Origin of the sequence: Exiguobacterium sp. SH0S1 (genome assembly GCF_004337165.1) — a bacterium.
Taxonomy (GTDB): Bacteria; Bacillota; Bacilli; order Exiguobacteriales; family Exiguobacteriaceae; genus Exiguobacterium; species Exiguobacterium aurantiacum_A.
In genome coordinates, this window is record NZ_SJVC01000011.1 from 1 (window position 1) to 19460 (window position 19460).

A 19460-nucleotide genomic window follows, 5' to 3' on the forward strand; every position below is an offset into this window, starting at 1 on the left:
CGACTTGCATGTATTAGGCACGCCGCCAGCGTTCGTCCTGAGCCAGGATCAAACTCTCCAAAGAATTTGATATAGCTCTTGAAAATGACGAAGCTTGCGCTTCAATCAAAACTTGTAAAACTTTTTTTGCCTCATCGTTCAGTTTTCAAAGTTCGTCTGTCACACTTTGGCGACTTAGATATCTTAACAAGTTTCAACCAAATGGTCAATAACTTTTTTAAGATTATTTTTTCATTCGCTCTCGGCGACGTCTATTAATATATCAATAAAACTTTAACTACGCAATAGCTTTATTAAAAAAACTTTAAAAACTAGAAACATTCTTTGTTTTTTTATAGTCTGCGACGTTTCCCTCCCCAGTTCCTTCATTATATAGAGAAAAAAAGACGAGACTTTCGCCTCGTCTCAAGTTCGTAAATTAGAAAGGGACACTTGTCGTCGCTTTGCTTCTTTTAGATAAAAAAAGTATAGTGCTTCAGCCTGCTTCACTTGGGCAGCCAGTTCACCAGTGTCTTCAACGCTCACTTCAAGCATGTGGCGCTTCGTTTCGTACTTCGCCTTCGCATCTAACAGTTCTCTTAGGAACCGTTGATCATAACTATCCCGCAAAGGTTTGCGAAACCACCTCATAGTTCTCGGCGACCTTCCATCGCCCGGGAGAGGGTTACTTCATCCGCATACTCTAAATCGCCCCCGACAGGAAGTCCGTGCGCCAGACGCGTCACTTTAATCCCGGTCGGTTTGAGCAATCTCGATAGATACATCGACGTAGCTTCCCCTTCAATGTTCGGGTTGGTCGCCAAAATCACTTCACTGACCGCTTCGTTCTCTTGCAGACGCGTCAGCAAACTCGATACGTTAATATCTTCAGGTCCAATCCCTTCCATCGGGCTAATCGCCCCATGTAACACATGATACTTCCCTCGATATTCCCGCATCTTCTCCATTGCAATAACGTCTCGTGAATCTTGCACGACACAGATGATCGTTTCATCTCGGTGCGAATCTTTACAGATCGCACACGGATCGACGTCCGTAATATGTCCGCACACTGTACAGTATTTAATATCACGCTTCGCACTGACAAGCGCCTTGGCGAACGTCAATACATCGTCCTCTTCCATATCTAATACATGGAACGCTAGCCGGATGGCAGTTTTCGGACCAATTCCTGGCAACTTTGTAAAGCTTTCAATCAAGCGTCCGATTGCTTCAGGGTATTGCAACTCGCATCTTTCCTTTCTTCACTTAAAAACCTGGAAGGTTCATCCCTTGCGTAAAACGTCCCATCTTATCGTTGACGAGTTGGTCGGCTTGTTTCATGGCGTCATTGACAGCCGCTAAAACAAGGTCTTGCAACATATCGACGTCATCTGGGTCGACCGCTTCTTCCGCGATGATGATATCCATTACTTCTTTATGGCCACTGACGATCACTTTGACCATCCCGCCTCCGGCTGTGCCTTCAACCGTCAAGTCCTTTAATTCTTCTTGCGCTTTCGCCATATCTTTTTGCATTTTCTGCATCTGTTTCATCATGTTGTTCATGTTTCCCATTCCACGCATATCGAGCGCCTCCTTTTAAACTTCTTCGATTTCAACGACATCTCCAAATCGTTCGACAGCTTGAACAATGAGCGGGTCTTCTTCGACCTTCTCTTCTTCTTTATGGTCTGAACGTTCGGATTGTTTACGAAGGATGAATTCGTTTTTTAACTCGACCCAATCGCTCTCGAGCACGGCCATGATTTCTCGACGAATCCCCGTCACTTCGAACAACGCTTGCTCGATCACATCGCGGGTCCGGCCGTTTGAACTGACCTGCTCGTAGTGCCATGTCATCCCATCTTTAAATTGTACCAGTAAGGTGTCACTTGCACAAAGAACAGCTTCACTCTCATAGAACAGCGCGAAAATCGGGCCGTCCACCGTGCGGATGTTGACCATAATGTCTTCCCAACTATCACGGATTGCATTCAAATGCTGCCGCTCAGCCCGTTGCAACAACTGGCGGATCCGCTCTTTCGGAACACGAACTTGCGTCCGCTTCATCACTTTCGGCTTCTCGGCAGCGGCCTCTGTGACCGCTACCCCATTTTTCTTCACTTCATTCAACTCACGACTCAATTCACGTACTTGGTCTTGAAGTTGCTTCATTTGCTCGGTCATCGTTCGTCCTTGTTCAGCGATGCGAATGAACGTCAGCTCGACCAACACTTTCGGATGGTTGGATAAGCGCATTTGTTGCTGACACTCATTCAATTCTTCGATCACTTGAAACAGCTCGTCCGTCGAGGTCGTTTCCACGAATTGGCGGAACGTCTCGTTCGGACGGGCTCGCTCTAGTAAGTCTATCGCTTGTGGAGATGCTTTTAATAGAAGGGCATCACGGTGCACGAACACGAGATCTTCGATAAACCGTTTCAAGTCCTTCCCTTCACGCAACATCGTCTCAAGCGTCTTCAGAATTTGATCGAGTTGTCTCTGTTGCAATCCATAGGCCATATCAAGGAGAGCGTCATCCGTAACCGCACCCGTCACTTCGAGCACTGCCTCTTCCGTCAAACGGCCGTCACTGAACGCAAGCGCTTGGTCAAGCAGGCTCAATGCATCACGCATCCCACCGTCAGCGGCACGGGCAATCAGTTTAAGCGCTTCTGGATCATAGTCATAATCTTGGTCGTTCAAAATGTAAGCCATTCGTGTCTGGAGTTGACCGACTTCATGCCGCTTCACATCGAAACGTTGGCAACGTGAGATGATGGTCGCCGGAATCTTATGGGGCTCCGTCGTCGCTAAAATGAAGATCGCATGGGGTGGGGGTTCTTCCAACGTTTTCAATAGTGCATTGAACGCCCCTGTCGAAAGCATATGCACTTCATCGATAATGTACACTTTATAACGCGCTTGCGAAGGCGGATACTTGACCTTGTCTCGAATTTCGCGGATCTCATCGACCCCGTTGTTTGAAGCGGCATCGATTTCGAATACATCCGGGCTCGTCCCTTCCGTAATCGCCACACAGGTCGGGCACGTATTACACGGTTCCCTCGTCGGCGCCGTTTCGCAGTTAATTGCCTTCGCGATAATCTTCGCGAGGCTCGTCTTCCCCGTACCTCGCGGACCAGAGAATAAATAAGCGTGTGACATCCGTTCTTCGAGTAACGCATTTTGAATCGTGCGTGTGATGTGTATTTGACCGACTACCTCTTGGAATGACTGCGGACGATAGACCCGATACAATGCTTGATACGCCATGTCCCCGCCTCCTTTCATCGTTTCATCTTTTATTTCATCATACAAAAAAATCTACAACCCTGGGGCCGTAGATTAAAGTTATTAAATAAATCTGCCGCGCACCGATTTCTGAAAGCACGTCAATGTGCGTTACTCATGCAGTTTGCTCGGCCCAAGCACCCCTGCGGCACACGGTACGTCACCACTTAAGGCTGCTTCCTTCCGGACCTGACCTAGTTCATGGGTGACCGTTGCGCAGGACTCAGACGTCAACGCCACTTACACGAGGACGGGCCACACCAATGCACTCCCTCGAATCGGAATTCAGTCTCGCTATAGCGGATTGCGAGTTACAGGGCACCGCTACCTCCCCGCCTAGCACGGCAAATGGGTAAATGAAGTTAAGCACTTCTTCGAGTGCTATTACATTATACTGTTTAATCAGATGCGTTGCAACCTCTCTGTTCAAGCCGAGCCTGCTTCTTCCGTTCTCGAAGGCCGCGAAAGAAGGTTGTTAGTAGCTCTCCACATTCTTCTGCTAAAACGTTTTCGGTCACTTCAGCTTGATGATTGAACCGATCGTCTTGAAGAAGGTTCATGAGTGTCCCGCAACATCCGCCTTTGGGATCGCGGGCACCAAACACGACACGCTTCACGCGCGAGAGGATGATCGCACCCGCGCACATCGGACAAGGCTCTAACGTCACAAACAGTTCACAGTCTTCAAGCCGCCAGTTACCGAGTACCGTATTCGCTGATTCAATCGCAATCATCTCGGCATGCGCCGCCGCCAATAAATCCGTTTCACGCCGGTTATAGCCGGTCGCGATCACGTCTTCTCCTTTAACGATGACACAACCGATCGGGACTTCCCCGATTGCTTCCGCCTTCTTTGCTTCGGCGATGGCGAGCCTCATAAATCGTTCATCTCGTTCCATATTAACACCCCGTTTCTTGTCACATAGTATGAAAAAAAATGAAAATCATTTCGCTCGCCCTATCTTCTTCATTGTGTGCTAGAATGGAACTTGCACTTTGGATAATGGAGGATGACATCATATGTTTATAACGGTAGAGGGACCGATTGGTGTCGGGAAAACGTCACTGGCCCATATCATCAGTCAGCACTTTTCAATGCAGATGCTGAATGAAATTGTAGAAGAAAACCCATTTCTCGGCAAGTTTTATGAAGATATCGAAGAATGGAGTTTCCAAACGGAAATGTTCTTCTTATGCAATCGATTCAAGCAATTAGACGATATCCACAAACACCACTTGAGCCAACAGCAATCCGTCGTTTCAGACTATCATATTTTCAAGAACTTGATTTTTGCCCACCGTTCGCTGAGACCAGCCCACTTGAACAAGTATGAGCAAATCTATAAGATTTTGACACATGATATGCCGAAACCCGATGTCGTCATCTACTTGCACGCCAGTATCGAGACGCTTATGAAACGCGTAGCGTTGCGTGGACGTGAAGTAGAAGAGAACATGTCTCGCGACTACCTCGAACAACTCGCCCGGGATTACGAAACGTTTGTCGAATCGTACCGTGCGACTCACCCCGAAGTGACGATTCTTTCGTTCAGCGGAGACGAACTTGATTTTGTCCAAAACCCGGACGATTTGACGCACGTTCTCACGACGATTGAACGCGAACTAGAATTGACTAAAGGAGCCCAACTAAAATGACCCTGAATGAAAAATATAACATTCCGAATGACACGATCATTACGATCGGTGGAATGGTCGGAATCGGTAAATCGACAATCACGAACTCGCTTGCCGACGCCCTCAATTTCCGCACTTCTCTCGAGAAAGTGGACACGAACCCATACCTCGATAAATTCTATCATGATTTTGAGCGTTGGAGCTTCCATCTTCAAATCTACTTCTTGGCAGAGCGGTTCAAAGAACAGAAGAAAATCTTCCAATACGGCGGCGGCTTCATTCAAGACCGTTCGATTTATGAAGATACAGGCATCTTCGCGAAGATGCACTATGAAAAAGGCACGATGTCGCCGACAGATTACGAGACGTACTCAAGCCTGTTCGAAGCAATGGTGCTCACGCCGTTCTTCCCACACCCTGATCTACTGATCTATCTCGAAGGCTCATTCGACCAAGTGCTCGACCGCATTCAACTGCGTGGCCGTGAGATGGAACAACAAACACCGATCGCGTATTGGGAAGAAATGTACGCCCGCTACACGGAATGGATCAACAACTTCAACTTGTGCCCGGTACTTCGTCTATCAATTGAAGAATATGACTTGATTAACGATCCGGATTCAGTTGAACTCATTCTTGAAAAAATCGGGAAACAATTGACAGTCGCTCGTGAAGCAAAAGTAAGATAAAAAGATGATGCCCCGCTCAAAAGCGAGGCATCATCTTTTTTTACGGCTGGGCAATCGGGCGTTTTCGATGTGTCGGTGTTTTCCAAGCCTTCCGGTACCCGTCAATCGTATCAAACACAGCCGCCAGAATCGTGATGGCCACGACCAATCCGAACACCCACCCGAACGAGAACACGTCGTTCGGGACATTTAGTTCGACCCAGTCGATAAAGCGCGGGTCGAACAAGCGCGACGAACCCGCCATCCAAATGATAAAGGCGGCTGAGGCCACGTTATAGATCAAATTGAACGAGGCGAGTGCATACGTCCAACGTCCTTTCACCCATTTCCAAACACCGAGGACGACTTGAAGCAAAATGACGGCTAAGAACAACCAGACCACTTCAAACAAGAACGATTGATTAAAAATCGGAACAATCATCGAAAAACCTTCCCCTGTCGACTCATAAATCCCGAGAAACCGCTCGGCGTTCAAATACACCCCGAACCAAACCGCCGTAAAGAACAATCCGAATCCGGCATCCAATTTACTAATCCGTCCTCCGCGGTCCCGATCACGCAATGTGGACACATTCCAACTCATGTCAGGGGCGATCGCATCGCTCGGCGCGTAACGCTCAATCAAAAAGAAGACGAGCGTGATCCAAAAAACGAGTTGAATCCCAACGTCCCATAACGTGTCGAACAAATTCGTGAGAAAGATTCCGATTGTCGGCATGGCCGGTCCCGAGAATGTCGGGATGCTCGCCATGAGCAAACCGAAGAAGACTACAGCCATCACGATCGGGACGACGAGCTTGACCACATTGACATACATCGGGAAAAACTTAGGTCCAATCAAATACTGGCCGTCTTTATAACGCGCAGCAACGATGGCCGGATGTCCCATCTGTTCGAGCACGCGCTTCACTTCCGTCTCGGTCGGCTGATCCGGCAGCTTCGCTTCGATATCCTCCCTAATAGCAACGGCAGCTTCGTCTCTCCGCTTCGGCGGGACATGCCTGACCACTTCATCGACATACGCTTCAATCCAGTCCATGACGCTCCTCTCCTTCCTAACGCGCCACCAGTCTCTACCTTATTAAGATTCCCGATTCAAGCCGAGATTAGCCGCTTTTCGCTGTTTCGCCACAAACAAAAAAAGCCGCAGACCGTAGTCTACGACAAAAAAAAAAAAAAACGCATCTGCCTGTGCAGACGCCTAAAAAGCGGAGTTGGTGGGATTCGAACCCACGCGAGCCTTACGACTCCTAACGGATTTCGAGTCCGTCCCCTTCAGCCGGGCTTGGGTACAACTCCAAGCTGAAAAAAGTGTAAAAAAAAAGAAAGTGGAAGAGGTGGTGGGATTCGAACCCACGCGGGCTGTTACACCCCTGACGGTTTTCAAGACCGTTCCCTTAAACCACTTGGGTACACCTCCACGATGTATGCAATTGTTGAGCCTCTAAATAAAAATGGAAGAGGTGGTGGGATTCGAACCCACGCGGGCTGTTACACCCCTGACGGTTTTCAAGACCGTTCCCTTAAACCACTTGGGTACACCTCCACGGCTCGTATGCAGTTGACGAACAAACATCTCGCTCGACATGATTTATAGTACCAACTCAGCAAGCAGATGTCAAACCCTTTTGTAAAAAAACATTTAAAAAAAAGCCTATCCGGAATGATACGTTCGGATAGGCCATTCCTCGTTTAACGGGGAAGTTCAATTTTTTCAATTCCGCCCATGTATGGACGCAGCGCTTCTGGGATGACGACCGATCCATCGGCTTGTTGGAAGTTCTCTAAAATGGCGGCGACGGTCCGACCGACGGCAAGCCCTGAACCGTTGAGTGTATGCACGAACTCCGGTTTGGCATTCACATCACGACGGAAGCGGATCCCGGCACGACGCGCTTGGAAGTCCTCGAAGTTTGAGCAAGATGAGATCTCGCGGTATACACCTTGAGCCGGCATCCATACTTCAATATCGTACTTCTTCGCTGCCGTGAACCCGAGGTCGGCTGTACACATGCTGAGTACTTGATATGGAAGACCGAGGCGTTTCAACACTTCTTCCGCGTGCCCTGTCAACAACTCGAGTTGTTCATAAGACTCTTCCGGTTTGACGAAGCGGACGAGCTCGACTTTGTTGAACTGGTGCTGACGGATGAGACCACGTGTGTCACGACCGGCAGATCCCGCTTCTGAACGGAAGCAAGCGCTGTAAGCTGTATACGTGATCGGCAAATTCGCCTCAGCAATAATCTCATCGCGGTGCATGTTCGTCACCGGTACTTCCGCTGTCGGGACGAGGAAGTAATTCGTATCGGCCACTTTGAACGCATCTTCTTCAAATTTAGGTAACTGACCCGTCCCTGTCATCGCGTCACGGTTCACCATGTACGGCGGGAGCACTTCAGAATAGCCATGCTCATCGGCATGCATATCCATCATGAAGTTGATCAACGCCCGTTCTAAACGAGCACCTAACCCTTTATAGAAGACGAAACGGCTTCCTGTCACTTTACCGGCACGTTCGACGTCGACAATTTTCAAATCTTCCATCACGTCCCAATGCTGTTTTATGTCAAAATCGAACTCGGGCTTCGTTCCGACTTCGCGGATCGTGACGTTGTCGTCTTCTGTTTCACCAATCGGCGTTGATTCATGCGGGATGTTCGGGATACTGAGGAGAATCATGTTCAACTCGGCTTCCACTTCGCGTAATTCCTCGTCGAGCAACTTGATCTCATCACCAAGTCGGCGTGTTTCAAGGATCGGTGCTTCCGCGTCTTGCTTGTTGCGCTTGAGCTCAGCGATTTGTTTCGTCGCTTCATTTCGTTTTGCTTTCTTCACATCGACCTCGTTGATGAGGTCCCGGCGTTTCTCTTCTAACTCCGGGAAACGGTCGAGCGCACTCAAGTCTTCACCGCGTTGGGCGAGCTTGGTTTTAATCCCTTCAAAATCTTGACGTAATCGTTTGATGTCTAACATAACTAGTTCCTCCTTTTTTGCATAAAAAAGGTGGCACGCCCCTTTCCCGTAGGAAAGGGACGAACCACCTTGGATCCGCGTTGCCACCCTCGTTGCCTAAAACTAGGCCACTCGATGCACGTAACGTGTGCGTGACGTGACTTGTTTCCAAGTCAATGCTCCGAGGCCGATTCAGTTACGTCGTCCCACTAGTTTGCACCAACCACTAGCTCTCTGTAAGTAGATGACTGTAACATACTTTTCCTCATCGTTGCATCTGTCATTGAATTAATCTTACTTTACAACATCTCGACTCTATCGACAAGACTCAGTTTTCCTAGGACGAGTCGAACCTCCTCTAAAAAGTCTGCGAAGGCCCGGCTCATCCGAGTCAAAAATGAAGCGGTCTCGACTGATTCGGCAGTCACAAGTGTTCCTGTCGGCGGACTCTCGCCGTCAAGATAGCGGACGCTCTCTGAAGGTTCAATCGTGACCGTCCCGACTTGTTGATCGACTGCGACCGGTGCTTTCGTGTCCGGAAGGTCATAGACTGGTTCAGGGACGGCTTGTCCTTTCTCGACGAGCACTTCGAACGCCGCTGTCGTCCGCGCAGCTACCGTTTCAACTTCTCCCTCGGCGACGAATACATTCTCCGGCACGATTTCTCCGGTCCGTAAAATCGGTGTCATGACAAAGTCGCGATAAGCGAACTCATGAAGTGCTTTCGTCGCCTCATAGCGCCCGTTGTCCGTCTCGGCCCCAAGGACGACGGAGAGCACGGTCCGACCATCTCGTGTCGATACGCCGATGAAGCAATAACCGGCGTCATCCGTCGTGCCCGTCTTAAAACCGAGCATCCCTGGATACGCCAAATCGCGGCCTGAAAGCATCCGATTCGTCGCTTCGAATCTGACGCCGTCAATGTCGACATACGCTCGCTTCGTCACGTCGAGCACATCCGGAAATTTCGTCAAGTAGGCGAGCGCGAGCCTCATCAAATCATTCGCCGACGTCAAGTTTTCTCCTGGACGCCCTGCTGATACAGAATCTAGTCCCGAGACGTTCGCGAACGTCGTCTGGGTCATGCCGAGCTCGGTTGCCCGCTCGTTCATCTGTTGAACGAACACTTCTTCCGACCCCGCCACCGCCTCGGACAGCGTCACCGCGGCCTCGTTCGCCGAGCGGATGAGCGCCACGTCATATAGTTCCTTGACTGTATACGGTTTATTGACGAGCGGGATGCGGGCGAGCCCTGGTTTACGCGTCAAGACCAATGCCGCTTCACTCGGCGTCACTTCTTCGTTCCAACTCAGTTCTCCTGACTCGACTGCCTCCCGAACGAGGAAAGTGGTCATCAGCTTTGTGATCGACGCCGGTGGGAGCATCGCATCTTCATCTTTCGAAAAAAGAACCTGCCCGGTCGTCATATCGACGAGCATCGCACCGCTCGCTTCGACTTTAGGCGCTGCTGAAGCGTTCATCGGAAAAACAATAGTTATAAGGACAGCGCATATGAGCACCGATACAATCCATTTATCTTTCACAGTCTTGCCCCTTTCTGTACGTGTCTCGTTACAGTGTAGCAGAAAAAGACCCCCTAGTTACAGGGAGTCTTCGACTCATGCGAGTTGATGCTTCGTCGCCTTGACGATTTCTAAGAAGTAGCGGTGCATCGACAAGTCATCCGTCAGTTCTGGATGGAACGAACAGGCAACATATTTGTCGTAGCGCACTGCAACGATTGCTTCTTCGACCTCGGCGAGGACTTCGACGTTAGCGTCAACCGCTGCTACTTGCGGGGCCCGGATGAACACTGCTTCAACCGCGTCATCGAGTCCTTTGACCGGTAAATCGACCTCGAAACTGTCGACTTGACGTCCGAACGCGTTGCGCTTGACGGTCATCGGGATTTTGCGAAGGTGGGCATCATACCCTTCCACTTCGGTCGCGAGTAAAATCAGTCCGGCACATGTGCCGAACATCGGCAACGATGTGTTCGCACGAAGCGGTTCGAGCAGGTCATAGCGGTCGAGCAGACGACGCATCGCCGTGCTCTCCCCGCCTGGCAAGACGAGTCCGTCGATGCGGTCCAAGTCATCGACCGAACGGACGACGAGCGTATCTGCACCGAGCGCCTCGAGCATGCGGACGTGTTCACGAATCGCACCTTGCATTCCGAGTACACCGATCGTCGTCATCTTACCAACCTCGCGGCGCCATGAGCTCTTCTGGTTTGAGCGTGCGGACGTCGAGTCCTTTCATCGCTTCGCCAAGACCTTTTGACAAGTGAGCGATTCGCTCGTAGTCGTCATGGTATGTCGTCGCTTCAACGATGGCACGGGCAAATTTCTCTGGGTTCTCTGCTTTAAAGATACCTGATCCGACGAAGACGCCGTCCGCACCGAGGTGCATCATGAGTGCCGCGTCTGCCGGCGTCGCGATACCACCTGCTGCGAAGTTGACGACCGGAAGACGGCCCGCTTCACGAATTTGCATGAGCACTTCGAACGGGGCACCAAGGTCGCGCGCTTCTGTCATCACTTCATCGATGCTCATTGAAAGCAAGCGTTTCACTTGTGCTTGGACGGTACGCATGTGACGAACCGCTTCGACGATGTTTCCTGTCCCTGGCTCACCTTTTGTCCGGATCATCGCTGCACCTTCACCGATGCGGCGTGAAGCTTCTCCGAGGTCACGCGCTCCGCAGACGAACGGCGCATTGTAATCACGCTTGTAAAGATGGAACTCTTCATCGGCCGGTGTCAACACTTCGCTCTCATCGATGAAATCGACCCCCATCGATTCAAGGACACGGGCTTCGGCGATATGTCCGATGCGGCATTTCGCCATGACCGGTACAGATACCGCTCCCATGACATCTTCGATGATTGTCGGGTCTGCCATCCGGGCGACGCCACCCATTTTACGAATGTCTGATGGTACGCGCTCGAGCGCCATGACTGCCACGGCTCCTGCTGCTTCAGCAATCTTCGCCTGTTCAGCGTTGATGACGTCCATGATGACGCCACCTTTTTGCATTTCGGCCATTCCACGTTTGACTTTATCTGTCCCTACTTGTCTCTTTTCCATATAAATCGCCTCCATTAAGCTAGTCTACTTGCAAGTATAGATTGATTTGACTATATTGAAAGTGCCAGTTTTATATTTTTTAAAGTGGTCAGTTTTAGGAGAAGGGTTCATGCTCGTTTCCTCGAATCTTATTACGTATAAGGGAGGAATGTTTTATGGACCAATGGAACCCGCGAGATCAAGCGGAAAACCGTTCCTTTTACGGGAAGCCTGGACTGATTTCGTTCATTCTCGTCATCGGATTCGTGCTCTATGTTTTCTTCGGCTGACAGAAGAAAGGACAACTTATGGATATGCTCACATTCTCGCTCGAGCCCGAATCGAGCACCCCGCTTTATGAACAGCTCTATTTACACATCCGGCAAGCGATCGTCGACGATACGCTCATGACCGGGACGAAACTGCCGTCAAAACGGAAGCTCGGCCAATTTTTGGACGTCTCGCAAACGACGGTCGAGCTCGCTTACGCCCAGCTGCTTGCTGAAGGATATATCGAGTCGCTGCCACGGAAAGGGTTTTACGTCTTGCCGCAAGAAGAGCTGTACGTCAGGCGTGGCACCAGCACGATCGAACCGCTTCCGACGAAAAAAACATACACGTTCGACTTATACCCGAGTCAGATCGATACGACCGCATTCCCGTTCGAACGTTGGCGCCGTCACTTGAAACAAGTCGTCGCCGAGGAGAATCATGAACTGCTCGCACTCGGGTCGGTGCAAGGCGATCTCGTGCTCCGCCAAGAAATCGCCACGTACTTGTATCACTCCCGTGGCGTTCATTGTTCGCCCGAGCAGATCATCGTCGGTTCTGGGACCGAGCAATTGTTGCCTCAACTGCTCGACTTGCTCACCGACGCGACGACGTTCGGGATTGAAGACCCGGGCTATCCGCTCACGCGACAGCTGTTCGAACACCAAAATCGAAGCTACGTCCCGCTCCCGGTCGACGACAGCGGGGTCCTTGTCGACCGACTCGAGGCAGAGGCAATCGATGCGGTTTATGTGACCCCGGCCCATCAGTTCCCGACCGGTACGATCCTGTCCGTCAGCCGTCGCCAGCGCCTCCTCAACTGGGCGTCCGAGCGACAAACATATATCATTGAAGACGATTACGATAGCGAGTTTCGTTACAGCGGCAAGCCGATTCCGTCGCTGCAAAGCATGGACCAAAACGAACGTGTCGTTTATTTGAGCACGTTTTCGAAGTCGCTCATGCCTTCGCTCCGCATCGGCTACATGGTGCTTCCGCCCCCACTGTTAAACCGCTATCGGGAACGGTATCGCCATTTCACCTGCAGTGTGCCGCGTTTCGAGCAACATACGCTAACCGAGTTTATGGCGAGCGGCGATTTCGAGAAACATTTGAACCGGATGCGTAAAACGTACCGCCGCAAACTCGAGACCGTGATCACGGCGTTCAAACCATACGAGCCGCTCGTCACAATCACTGGCGCCAGCGCTGGTCTCCACATCGTCCTCTCGGTCGATACAGCACAAACTAGCGAGCAATTGAAGCAACTCGCTGAACAGTCAGGCATTCGTATCAAGGCGATGGCCGACTATCGTATCAATTCACGCGACACGAGACCGCAACTGCTGTTTGGTTTCGCCGCCCTGCCTGAAGCAACGTTACAAACGGCGATTGACCAGTTGATGGCCTGTTGGAATATCGGGAAGGGAGGGCCATATGGGAAAACCTCGCGATGAAACAATGATCAGACGCTCACGCTACGTCATCGGCATCGTCTGTTTGTTGATCGGTAGCCTCTTTTTGACCGAGTCATGGTGGAAAGACCGTGTCGCCACCTCGAACAGCAAACGTGTGACTGAAGCGATTCAACTCCAACAGCCGGATCGGGGCGAATTCGACTTCGAAACGGTCGAACCGTTATCGTGGGACGACTTGTTAAACGTGCGCAATCGATTTCATGATTTGCCGACAATCGGCATGATCACGATTCCAGATATCGATTTAGAATTACCAATTTTGTACGGTCTCGACAATGAGAATTTAGCGGTCGGGGCTGGTACGATGCGCGCTTCCCAACAGATGGGGCGTGGGAATTACGCACTAGCCGGTCATTACACCCAAAGTCCGACAGCCTTGTTCGGACCGCTCCATACGATCAAGACGGGAACGATGATTTACGTGACCGATTTGACGAACACGTATCAATACCGGACGGAGGCACTCGAGACCGTTCCCCCGACACGGATCGACGTGCTTGACGAGACGACAGATGCGACCATTACCTTGATCACGTGCACGTTCGATGCGACGGAACGATTAATCGTCAAGGGAGAGCTCGTGCAGACAACACCTTATATCTCTAACTGAGCGTCCTTCCACACGAAGGACGTTTTATTGTTTTTCAAAAAACATATTGTGAGCGCTTACATAATCGGCTAAACTATTTCTGGAACCGTTTGCACAAAATTGACAATCCGTTGCCCTGTAGACGACCTATTTTACGAAAGAGGTGCTCTCATGAAGAAGAACAATACGGCACGACGTACGACGACATTACTCTTATCTTCTGTCCTGCTCATTCAAGCCGGTGTCCCGGTGAACGTCTTGGCCGAACCGACGACGGTGGCAGTCGATGGGAATAAAACCGATTGGACAGACGTCTCGGCGCTAGCGTCATCGGCAGATGTTGGTTGGCAAGGCTTCGATCTCGGCAATCTTTATCTTCAAAATGACAAAACGAACCTGTACTTCTATGTCGATGCGTTCAACGTCCCGAACTGGGGCGACAACGGCCAATACATAAACATCGCCCTCCAAGTGAACGATGAAGATTCTGGCGTCGCCACGAACCCACTCGGTTATCCGTTCAACTTTAGTCAAACAGACAAAAAACCACAGTATCACATTTTACTTCGTGTCGATGGGGACAAGTCTGTCAAAGAAGCCGCGCTCTATGAAGCTGGGAAGACGACCCCGCTCGCGAACTTGGCAAACTTGAACGGTGCTTCGTTCGCCCTCGACCGGACGACAGGATTCGAAGGGAAAATCCCGTTGTCGCTGCTCGGTTTAAAAAATGACGACACGGTCCGTGCTCTCACCGTCCTCAGCGGAAATAATGCCGGTGAACACGGTGCGTTCGATACGATTCCGAGCAACGGATCTAACAAACTAGCTGACAGCTGGAACGTCTCGGCCAACCCGTCGACTCAATCTGTGTACAGCCCGGCCTATACACTCAGCGGCGTCGAGACAGTGACGCAGCTTGAAGTAACGAACGTCGACCCGGCGAATCAGTCTGTAGATGCCGACGTATCTGCTCCCATCACCTGGACGTTCAATGAGCCGGTGACGTTAGACGCCTCAAATGTCAGCTTGATGAGCGGAGAGACGGCCGTCCCGTTCACTGCCGAAGCAAACGGTTCGACCGTGACTGTCACGTCGACGAGCAAACTCGGACTCGGTCAGACGTACACGGCCACATTGCCAGCCGGGGCCGTCAAAGGTAATCTATCGACCACGACGCTACCCGCGCTGACGACTTCGTTCAAGACCGTCACGGAGCTGGCTGATCCATGGAAGACGCAGCGGTACATCGAAATGCTGTACGTCCGCGCCGATCAAGACTATACCGATTGGAACTTGTGGACGTGGAGCACCGGGGCAAAAGATGGACAAGTGGATCCCCACAAAATTACGGAAGACGGCGCCATTTTCCGAATTCCAGTCGGGAAAGATGCGACGAACGTCGGATTTGTCATCCGTAAAGGAACCGATTGGGCGGTCAAGGACGCTTACGGTGAAGACCGTTACGTGAAACTCGGAAATGATCGTGTCACGAAAGTCGTCGTCGCGAGCGGCCAAGGCGCCTTCCATCAAGTACCAACCATTCAAGGACCGGTGTTCGAGGACGGGACCGTCACGTTCTTCTATCGGGACAAAGACTTGTACGAGGCAGGACAGCTCGATCAACTCGACCGTGTCGCCTTAAACGTGAATGGCGTGACCTATCCGATGGCGTATGAGGATAAGAACGAATGGTACCGTCATACCGTCCGTCTTCCGGAAGGGACGCATGACTATACGTTCCTCGTCACAAAAGACGGCGTCACGACCGAAGTGACGGATCCCTATTTTGAAGCGTCAACCGTCGAATACCGTCGTCCGGCCGTCAAACTCACGTCTTCGATCGCACCGAAAGCGATCAGTTCGCGGGAGAATGCCGTCGTTCACGTCAAACCGACGCTACCAGAAGGCGTGACGCTTCGTGAACTCTATATCGATGCCCGCCCGCTTGGTGGACCGGCTAAACTTTCAATCGATCCGGCACTCAATAAACAGACGATCGCAGTCAAAGATACGGTCATGCCAGGCAACAAAACGTTGACGATCACGGCCGTGGATCAATATGGCAACGTCCATAAAACGACGGCTTCCGTAAACGTCCGACCGGTCACGATGAAAGACAAGCAAGCGTTTGACTGGGACGAAGCCCGGATCTACTTCATGTTGACGGATCGTTTCCACGATGGCGACAAGACGAACAATAATCCGAACGGTGAATATTATGACCAAGATCATCTCGAGTCGTATCACGGCGGCGATTTCGCCGGGATCACGAAAAAACTCGACTATCTCGACAAGCTCGGGATCAACACGATTTGGATTACCCCGATCGTCGATAATATCGATTGGGATCTCCGCTACGGTAAAGATGGCTCTCAATACGGCTATCACGGTTACTGGGCCAAAAACTTCGAGAAACTTGATGAACATCTCGGAGACATGCAGGCGTTCCATCGCCTGATCGATGCGGCCCACGCACGCGGCATCAAGATCATGGTCGACGTCGTCTTGAACCACCCAGGCTACGGAATGGAACCAGGCGCCGACAGCACAGGGGCGACGAATTTCCCTACGAACAAGGAACGTGATGCCTTTAAAGGCATGATTCGTGACACGCCTGTCGACGGGGACGATTTGAAAATGTCGCTCTCCGGCCTTCCTGACTTTAAGACAGAGGAAGCTGCCGTCCGTGAACAACTCGTCAAATGGCAGACTGACTGGATCAAGCGTTCGAAGACGAAACAAGGGAATACGATCGATTACTTCCGTGTCGATACGGTCAAGCATGTGGATGCGACGACATGGAAATCGTTTAAGAATGAACTGACAGCGCTCAAGCCAGACTTTAAAATGATTGGTGAGCATTACGGGGCGAGTGTGAACAACACAGGCGGCTATCTCCGGAGCGGCCAGATGGATTCGTTGCTTGATTTCGACTTCAAGTACCAAGCGGAAAATTTCATCAACGGGAACATTGATGGGGTCGAGAGCGCTCTTCAATACCGGAACACCCAACTCTCAAACGAAGCGACACTCGGCCAGTTCCTCAGCAGCCACGATGAAGATGGCTTCCTCATCTCTCGTGCTGGCGGCGATGAAGGTAAGCATATGGTCGCAGCCTCGCTCCAAATGACGGCGAAAGGGCAACCGGTCATCTACTATGGAGAAGAGATCGGTCAATCTGGGAAACATGCCTTAGACATGGACAAAGGCGAGTTTAACGAAAACCGTTACGACTTTGACTGGAAACGGGTGAACGGTGAAGGCAAAGACATGCACGCCCACTATCAAAAGTTGCTCAACATTCGGGCGGACTATTCAAAAGTGTTCAGCAAAGGAACACGTTCGGTCGTTGCCGGCGGTTCGAGCACCGGTTATTCGATTTTTGAACGGGCTTACGGCAAAGAGTCTATTCTTATTGGATTGAACACGAAAGAGTCGGCTCAAACGGCGACGTTCGAAACAAAGCACAAACAGAACACAGTGCTCGTCGACCGCTATAGCGGACGGACATACGTCGTCAAGCGCGACGGCAAGGTGACCGTGAACCTACCAGCGCAAGATCAAGGCGGTACGGTCATCCTCGTCTCTAAAGCTAAAAAATGATCAGCAAAAAGCCGTTGTCCCTTTTCAGGAGACAACGGCTTATTTGTTAACGTGAATAGTTTGGTGCTTCTTTTGTAATGTGCACATCGTGTGGGTGGCTTTCTTGCAGGCCGGCTCCAGTCATTCGAATGAACTGCGTATCTTCTCGCAATGCTCGAATGTCGGCAGCGCCGCAATAGCCCATTCCCGAACGAAGGCCACCAATGAGTTGATACACCGTGTCGGCCAGCTCGCCTCGGTAAGCGACGCGTCCTTCAATGCCTTCTGGGACGAATTTTTTATCCGCTTCTTGGAAGTAACGGTCTTGACTGCCTCGCTTCATCGAAGCTTCCGATCCCATACCACGGTAAGTCTTAAACTGACGACCTTGATAGATCTCCATCTCACCTGGGCTTTCTTTTACGCCAGCCAAGAGACTACCGAGCATGACAGCGCTTGCGCCAGCAGCGATTGCCTTGACGATATCGCCCGAGTACTTGATTCCACCGTCAGCGATGACCGTGACACCGTGTTCTCGTGCTTCTGTCACGCAGTCGTAGACTGCCGTGATTTGAGGGACACCGACTCCGGCAACGACCCGTGTCGTACAAATCGAACCCGGTCCGATACCGACTTTGATGACTGAAGCGCCGGCCTCGATCAAAGCACGTGTCGCTTCTGCCGTCGCCACGTTACCGGCGATGATTGGAAGTGTCGGGAACAAATCACGCAGTTCTTTCACTTTCTCGATGACACCAGCCGAGTGGCCGTGTGCTGTATCGACAACGAGCGCATCCACGCCTGCATCGACAAGGATTTGAGCACGCGAAGCAGCGTCTTTTGTTACCCCGACAGCTGCCGCCACAAGAAGACGCCCTTGTTTGTCTTTCGCAGCGTGAGGGAATTGCTCAACCTTCTCGATATCTTTCGTCGTGATCAAGCCCTTTAAAACGCCGGCATCGTCGACGAGTGGTAACTTCTCGATGCGGTGTTGGTGCAGAATTCGCTCTGCTTCTTCAAGAGAAGTTCCGACTTTTGCAGTGACAAGATTTTCTGTCGTCATGACGTCTTCGATCACAGTCGAGTAGTCTCTGATGAAGCGAAGGTCACGGTTAGTCAAAATACCGATCAATTTCCGTTCTTGTTCAGAATTGACGATGGGGACACCGGAAATGCGGTATTTACTCATTAAATACTCGGCATCGTAAATTTGGCGCTCTGGCGTCAAATAAAATGGATTCGTAATGACTCCGTTCTCCGAACGTTTCACACGGTCGACATGCTCTGCTTGCATTTCCATCGACATGTTTTTGTGGATAACGCCAAGACCACCTTGACGCGCCATGGCGATTGCCATCGGTGCTTCCGTCACTGTGTCCATACCAGCGCTGATGACTGGAATGTTTAACTCAAGCCCTTCACATAGCTTCGTGCTCAGACTTACATCTCTTGGCAAGACATTTGAAAACCGCGGTACGAGTAAGACGTCATCAAACGTTAATCCTTCTTTTGCAAACTTGTTTTCCCACATAAAAATCGATTGCCCCTTTCTCTATCGGACCCGAATCTTTGTTTCGAAATATTTCTGTAATGGTAACAGGTATGGCTCGAAAGTGCAATTCAATTCACGATGTTCAGAAAGTTCAGAATTGTGTTCATTCCTGTTGAATCCTTCTCAAATCATTCGGAAAATGTCCACGTTATCGGAAGGCCAAGTCAATAATAATCGGTTTTAGAAATAGAAAAAGACGACCAAGCATGTGCTTGGTCGTCCTTCATATGGCCTGGCAACGTCCTATCCTCACAGGGGGAGACCCCCAACTACTTTCGGCGCTGAAGCGCTTAACTTCCGTGTTCGGCATGGGAACGGGTGTGGCCGCTTCGCTATCGCCACCAGACAAGGGAATTGTTCCCTGA

Annotated in this window: 16 protein-coding genes, 3 tRNA genes, 2 rRNA genes, 1 other RNA gene and 1 other annotated feature; of the genes, 5 read left to right on the forward strand and 17 right to left on the reverse strand. The window is 50.8% G+C overall.

Annotation, left to right across the window (positions count from 1 at the left end; all coding sequences use genetic code 11):
• The 7 genes from EVJ20_RS14670 to tadA all read right to left on the reverse strand — a co-directional run.
• Positions 1–64, reverse strand: a 16S ribosomal RNA gene (locus EVJ20_RS14670); the annotation flags it as partial.
• A 341-nt stretch (positions 65–405) separates the two neighbouring features.
• Complete coding sequence (locus EVJ20_RS14675; protein ID WP_236633568.1) at positions 406–609, reverse strand: YaaL family protein; 204 nt, start codon at positions 607–609, stop codon at positions 406–408.
• A 17-nt stretch (positions 610–626) separates the two neighbouring features.
• A complete protein-coding gene (recR, locus tag EVJ20_RS14680; RefSeq protein WP_070329500.1) occupies positions 627–1226 on the reverse strand; it encodes a recombination mediator RecR in 600 nt (199 codons plus the stop codon).
• A 22-nt stretch (positions 1227–1248) separates the two neighbouring features.
• Positions 1249–1566: a YbaB/EbfC family nucleoid-associated protein gene (locus tag EVJ20_RS14685; RefSeq protein WP_035386845.1), complete on the reverse strand. Its 318-nt coding sequence runs from the start codon at positions 1564–1566 to the stop codon at positions 1249–1251.
• Between the two features lie 15 nt (positions 1567–1581).
• Entirely contained in the window at positions 1582–3258 is a 1677-nt protein-coding gene (dnaX, locus tag EVJ20_RS14690; RefSeq protein WP_070329501.1) for a DNA polymerase III subunit gamma/tau, read from the reverse strand.
• 94 nt (positions 3259–3352) lie between these two features.
• Positions 3353–3621, reverse strand: an RNA gene (ffs, locus tag EVJ20_RS14695) — signal recognition particle sRNA large type.
• A 53-nt stretch (positions 3622–3674) separates the two neighbouring features.
• A complete protein-coding gene (tadA, locus tag EVJ20_RS14700) occupies positions 3675–4175 on the reverse strand; it encodes a tRNA adenosine(34) deaminase TadA (RefSeq protein WP_016510583.1) in 501 nt (166 codons plus the stop codon).
• Positions 4176–4296: 121 nt separating this feature from the next.
• On the opposite strand from tadA, the gene EVJ20_RS14705 reads away from it, so the two are divergent.
• Both EVJ20_RS14705 and EVJ20_RS14710 read left to right on the forward strand, forming a co-directional pair.
• Positions 4297–4932, forward strand: a complete 636-nt coding sequence (locus EVJ20_RS14705) for a deoxynucleoside kinase (protein ID WP_070329502.1) — start codon at positions 4297–4299, stop codon at positions 4930–4932.
• Entirely contained in the window at positions 4929–5600 is a 672-nt protein-coding gene (locus tag EVJ20_RS14710) for a deoxynucleoside kinase (RefSeq protein WP_131441747.1), read from the forward strand. Before EVJ20_RS14705 ends, EVJ20_RS14710 begins: the two co-directional genes overlap by 4 nt.
• Before the next feature lie 40 nt (positions 5601–5640).
• Here EVJ20_RS14710 and EVJ20_RS14715 read toward each other — a convergent pair whose 3' ends face one another.
• The 8 genes from EVJ20_RS14715 to pdxS form a co-directional block, all read right to left on the reverse strand.
• The gene (locus EVJ20_RS14715; RefSeq protein WP_131466536.1) at positions 5641–6639 is read right to left on the reverse strand and encodes a hypothetical protein; all 999 of its coding nucleotides are present in this window, start codon (positions 6637–6639) and stop codon (positions 5641–5643) included.
• Positions 6640–6809: 170 nt separating this feature from the next.
• Positions 6810–6899 (reverse strand) — tRNA-Ser (locus EVJ20_RS14720).
• Positions 6900–6929: 30 nt separating this feature from the next.
• Positions 6930–7020: transfer RNA gene (locus EVJ20_RS14725), tRNA-Ser, on the reverse strand.
• A gap of 35 nt (positions 7021–7055) precedes the next feature.
• Positions 7056–7146: transfer RNA gene (locus EVJ20_RS14730), tRNA-Ser, on the reverse strand.
• A gap of 146 nt (positions 7147–7292) precedes the next feature.
• Positions 7293–8576, reverse strand: a complete 1284-nt coding sequence (serS, locus tag EVJ20_RS14735) for a serine--tRNA ligase (RefSeq protein WP_131466538.1) — start codon at positions 8574–8576, stop codon at positions 7293–7295.
• 52 nt (positions 8577–8628) lie between these two features.
• Positions 8629–8836 (reverse strand) — a binding site (T-box leader).
• Positions 8837–8854: 18 nt separating this feature from the next.
• Positions 8855–10099, reverse strand: a complete 1245-nt coding sequence (locus EVJ20_RS14740) for a D-alanyl-D-alanine carboxypeptidase family protein (RefSeq protein WP_236636518.1) — start codon at positions 10097–10099, stop codon at positions 8855–8857.
• A 75-nt stretch (positions 10100–10174) separates the two neighbouring features.
• Positions 10175–10753 (reverse strand): pyridoxal 5'-phosphate synthase glutaminase subunit PdxT, encoded by a 579-nt coding sequence (gene pdxT / locus EVJ20_RS14745; RefSeq protein WP_131508739.1) that lies wholly within the window; start codon positions 10751–10753, stop codon positions 10175–10177.
• A 1-nt stretch (position 10754) separates the two neighbouring features.
• A complete protein-coding gene (gene pdxS / locus EVJ20_RS14750) occupies positions 10755–11645 on the reverse strand; it encodes a pyridoxal 5'-phosphate synthase lyase subunit PdxS (RefSeq protein WP_070329506.1) in 891 nt (296 codons plus the stop codon).
• A gap of 287 nt (positions 11646–11932) precedes the next feature.
• On the opposite strand from pdxS, the gene pdxR reads away from it, so the two are divergent.
• From pdxR to EVJ20_RS14765, 3 genes are all read left to right on the forward strand, one after another.
• Positions 11933–13351 carry a MocR-like pyridoxine biosynthesis transcription factor PdxR gene (gene pdxR / locus EVJ20_RS14755; protein WP_071398618.1) on the forward strand — a complete coding sequence of 473 codons (1419 nt, stop codon included), beginning with the start codon at positions 11933–11935 and terminating at the stop codon, positions 13349–13351.
• Complete coding sequence (locus EVJ20_RS14760; protein WP_131444243.1) at positions 13332–13982, forward strand: class A sortase; 651 nt, start codon at positions 13332–13334, stop codon at positions 13980–13982. Before pdxR ends, EVJ20_RS14760 begins: the two co-directional genes overlap by 20 nt.
• A 150-nt stretch (positions 13983–14132) precedes the next feature.
• Entirely contained in the window at positions 14133–17564 is a 3432-nt protein-coding gene (locus tag EVJ20_RS14765) for an alpha-amylase family glycosyl hydrolase (RefSeq protein WP_131490793.1), read from the forward strand.
• Positions 17565–17610: 46 nt separating this feature from the next.
• Here EVJ20_RS14765 and guaB read toward each other — a convergent pair whose 3' ends face one another.
• Positions 17611–19074 (reverse strand): IMP dehydrogenase, encoded by a 1464-nt coding sequence (gene guaB / locus EVJ20_RS14770; RefSeq protein WP_071398621.1) that lies wholly within the window; start codon positions 19072–19074, stop codon positions 17611–17613.
• Positions 19075–19325: 251 nt separating this feature from the next.
• Positions 19326–19441: ribosomal RNA gene (rrf, locus tag EVJ20_RS14775) — 5S ribosomal RNA — on the reverse strand.
• Positions 19442–19460 lie beyond the last annotated feature (19 nt).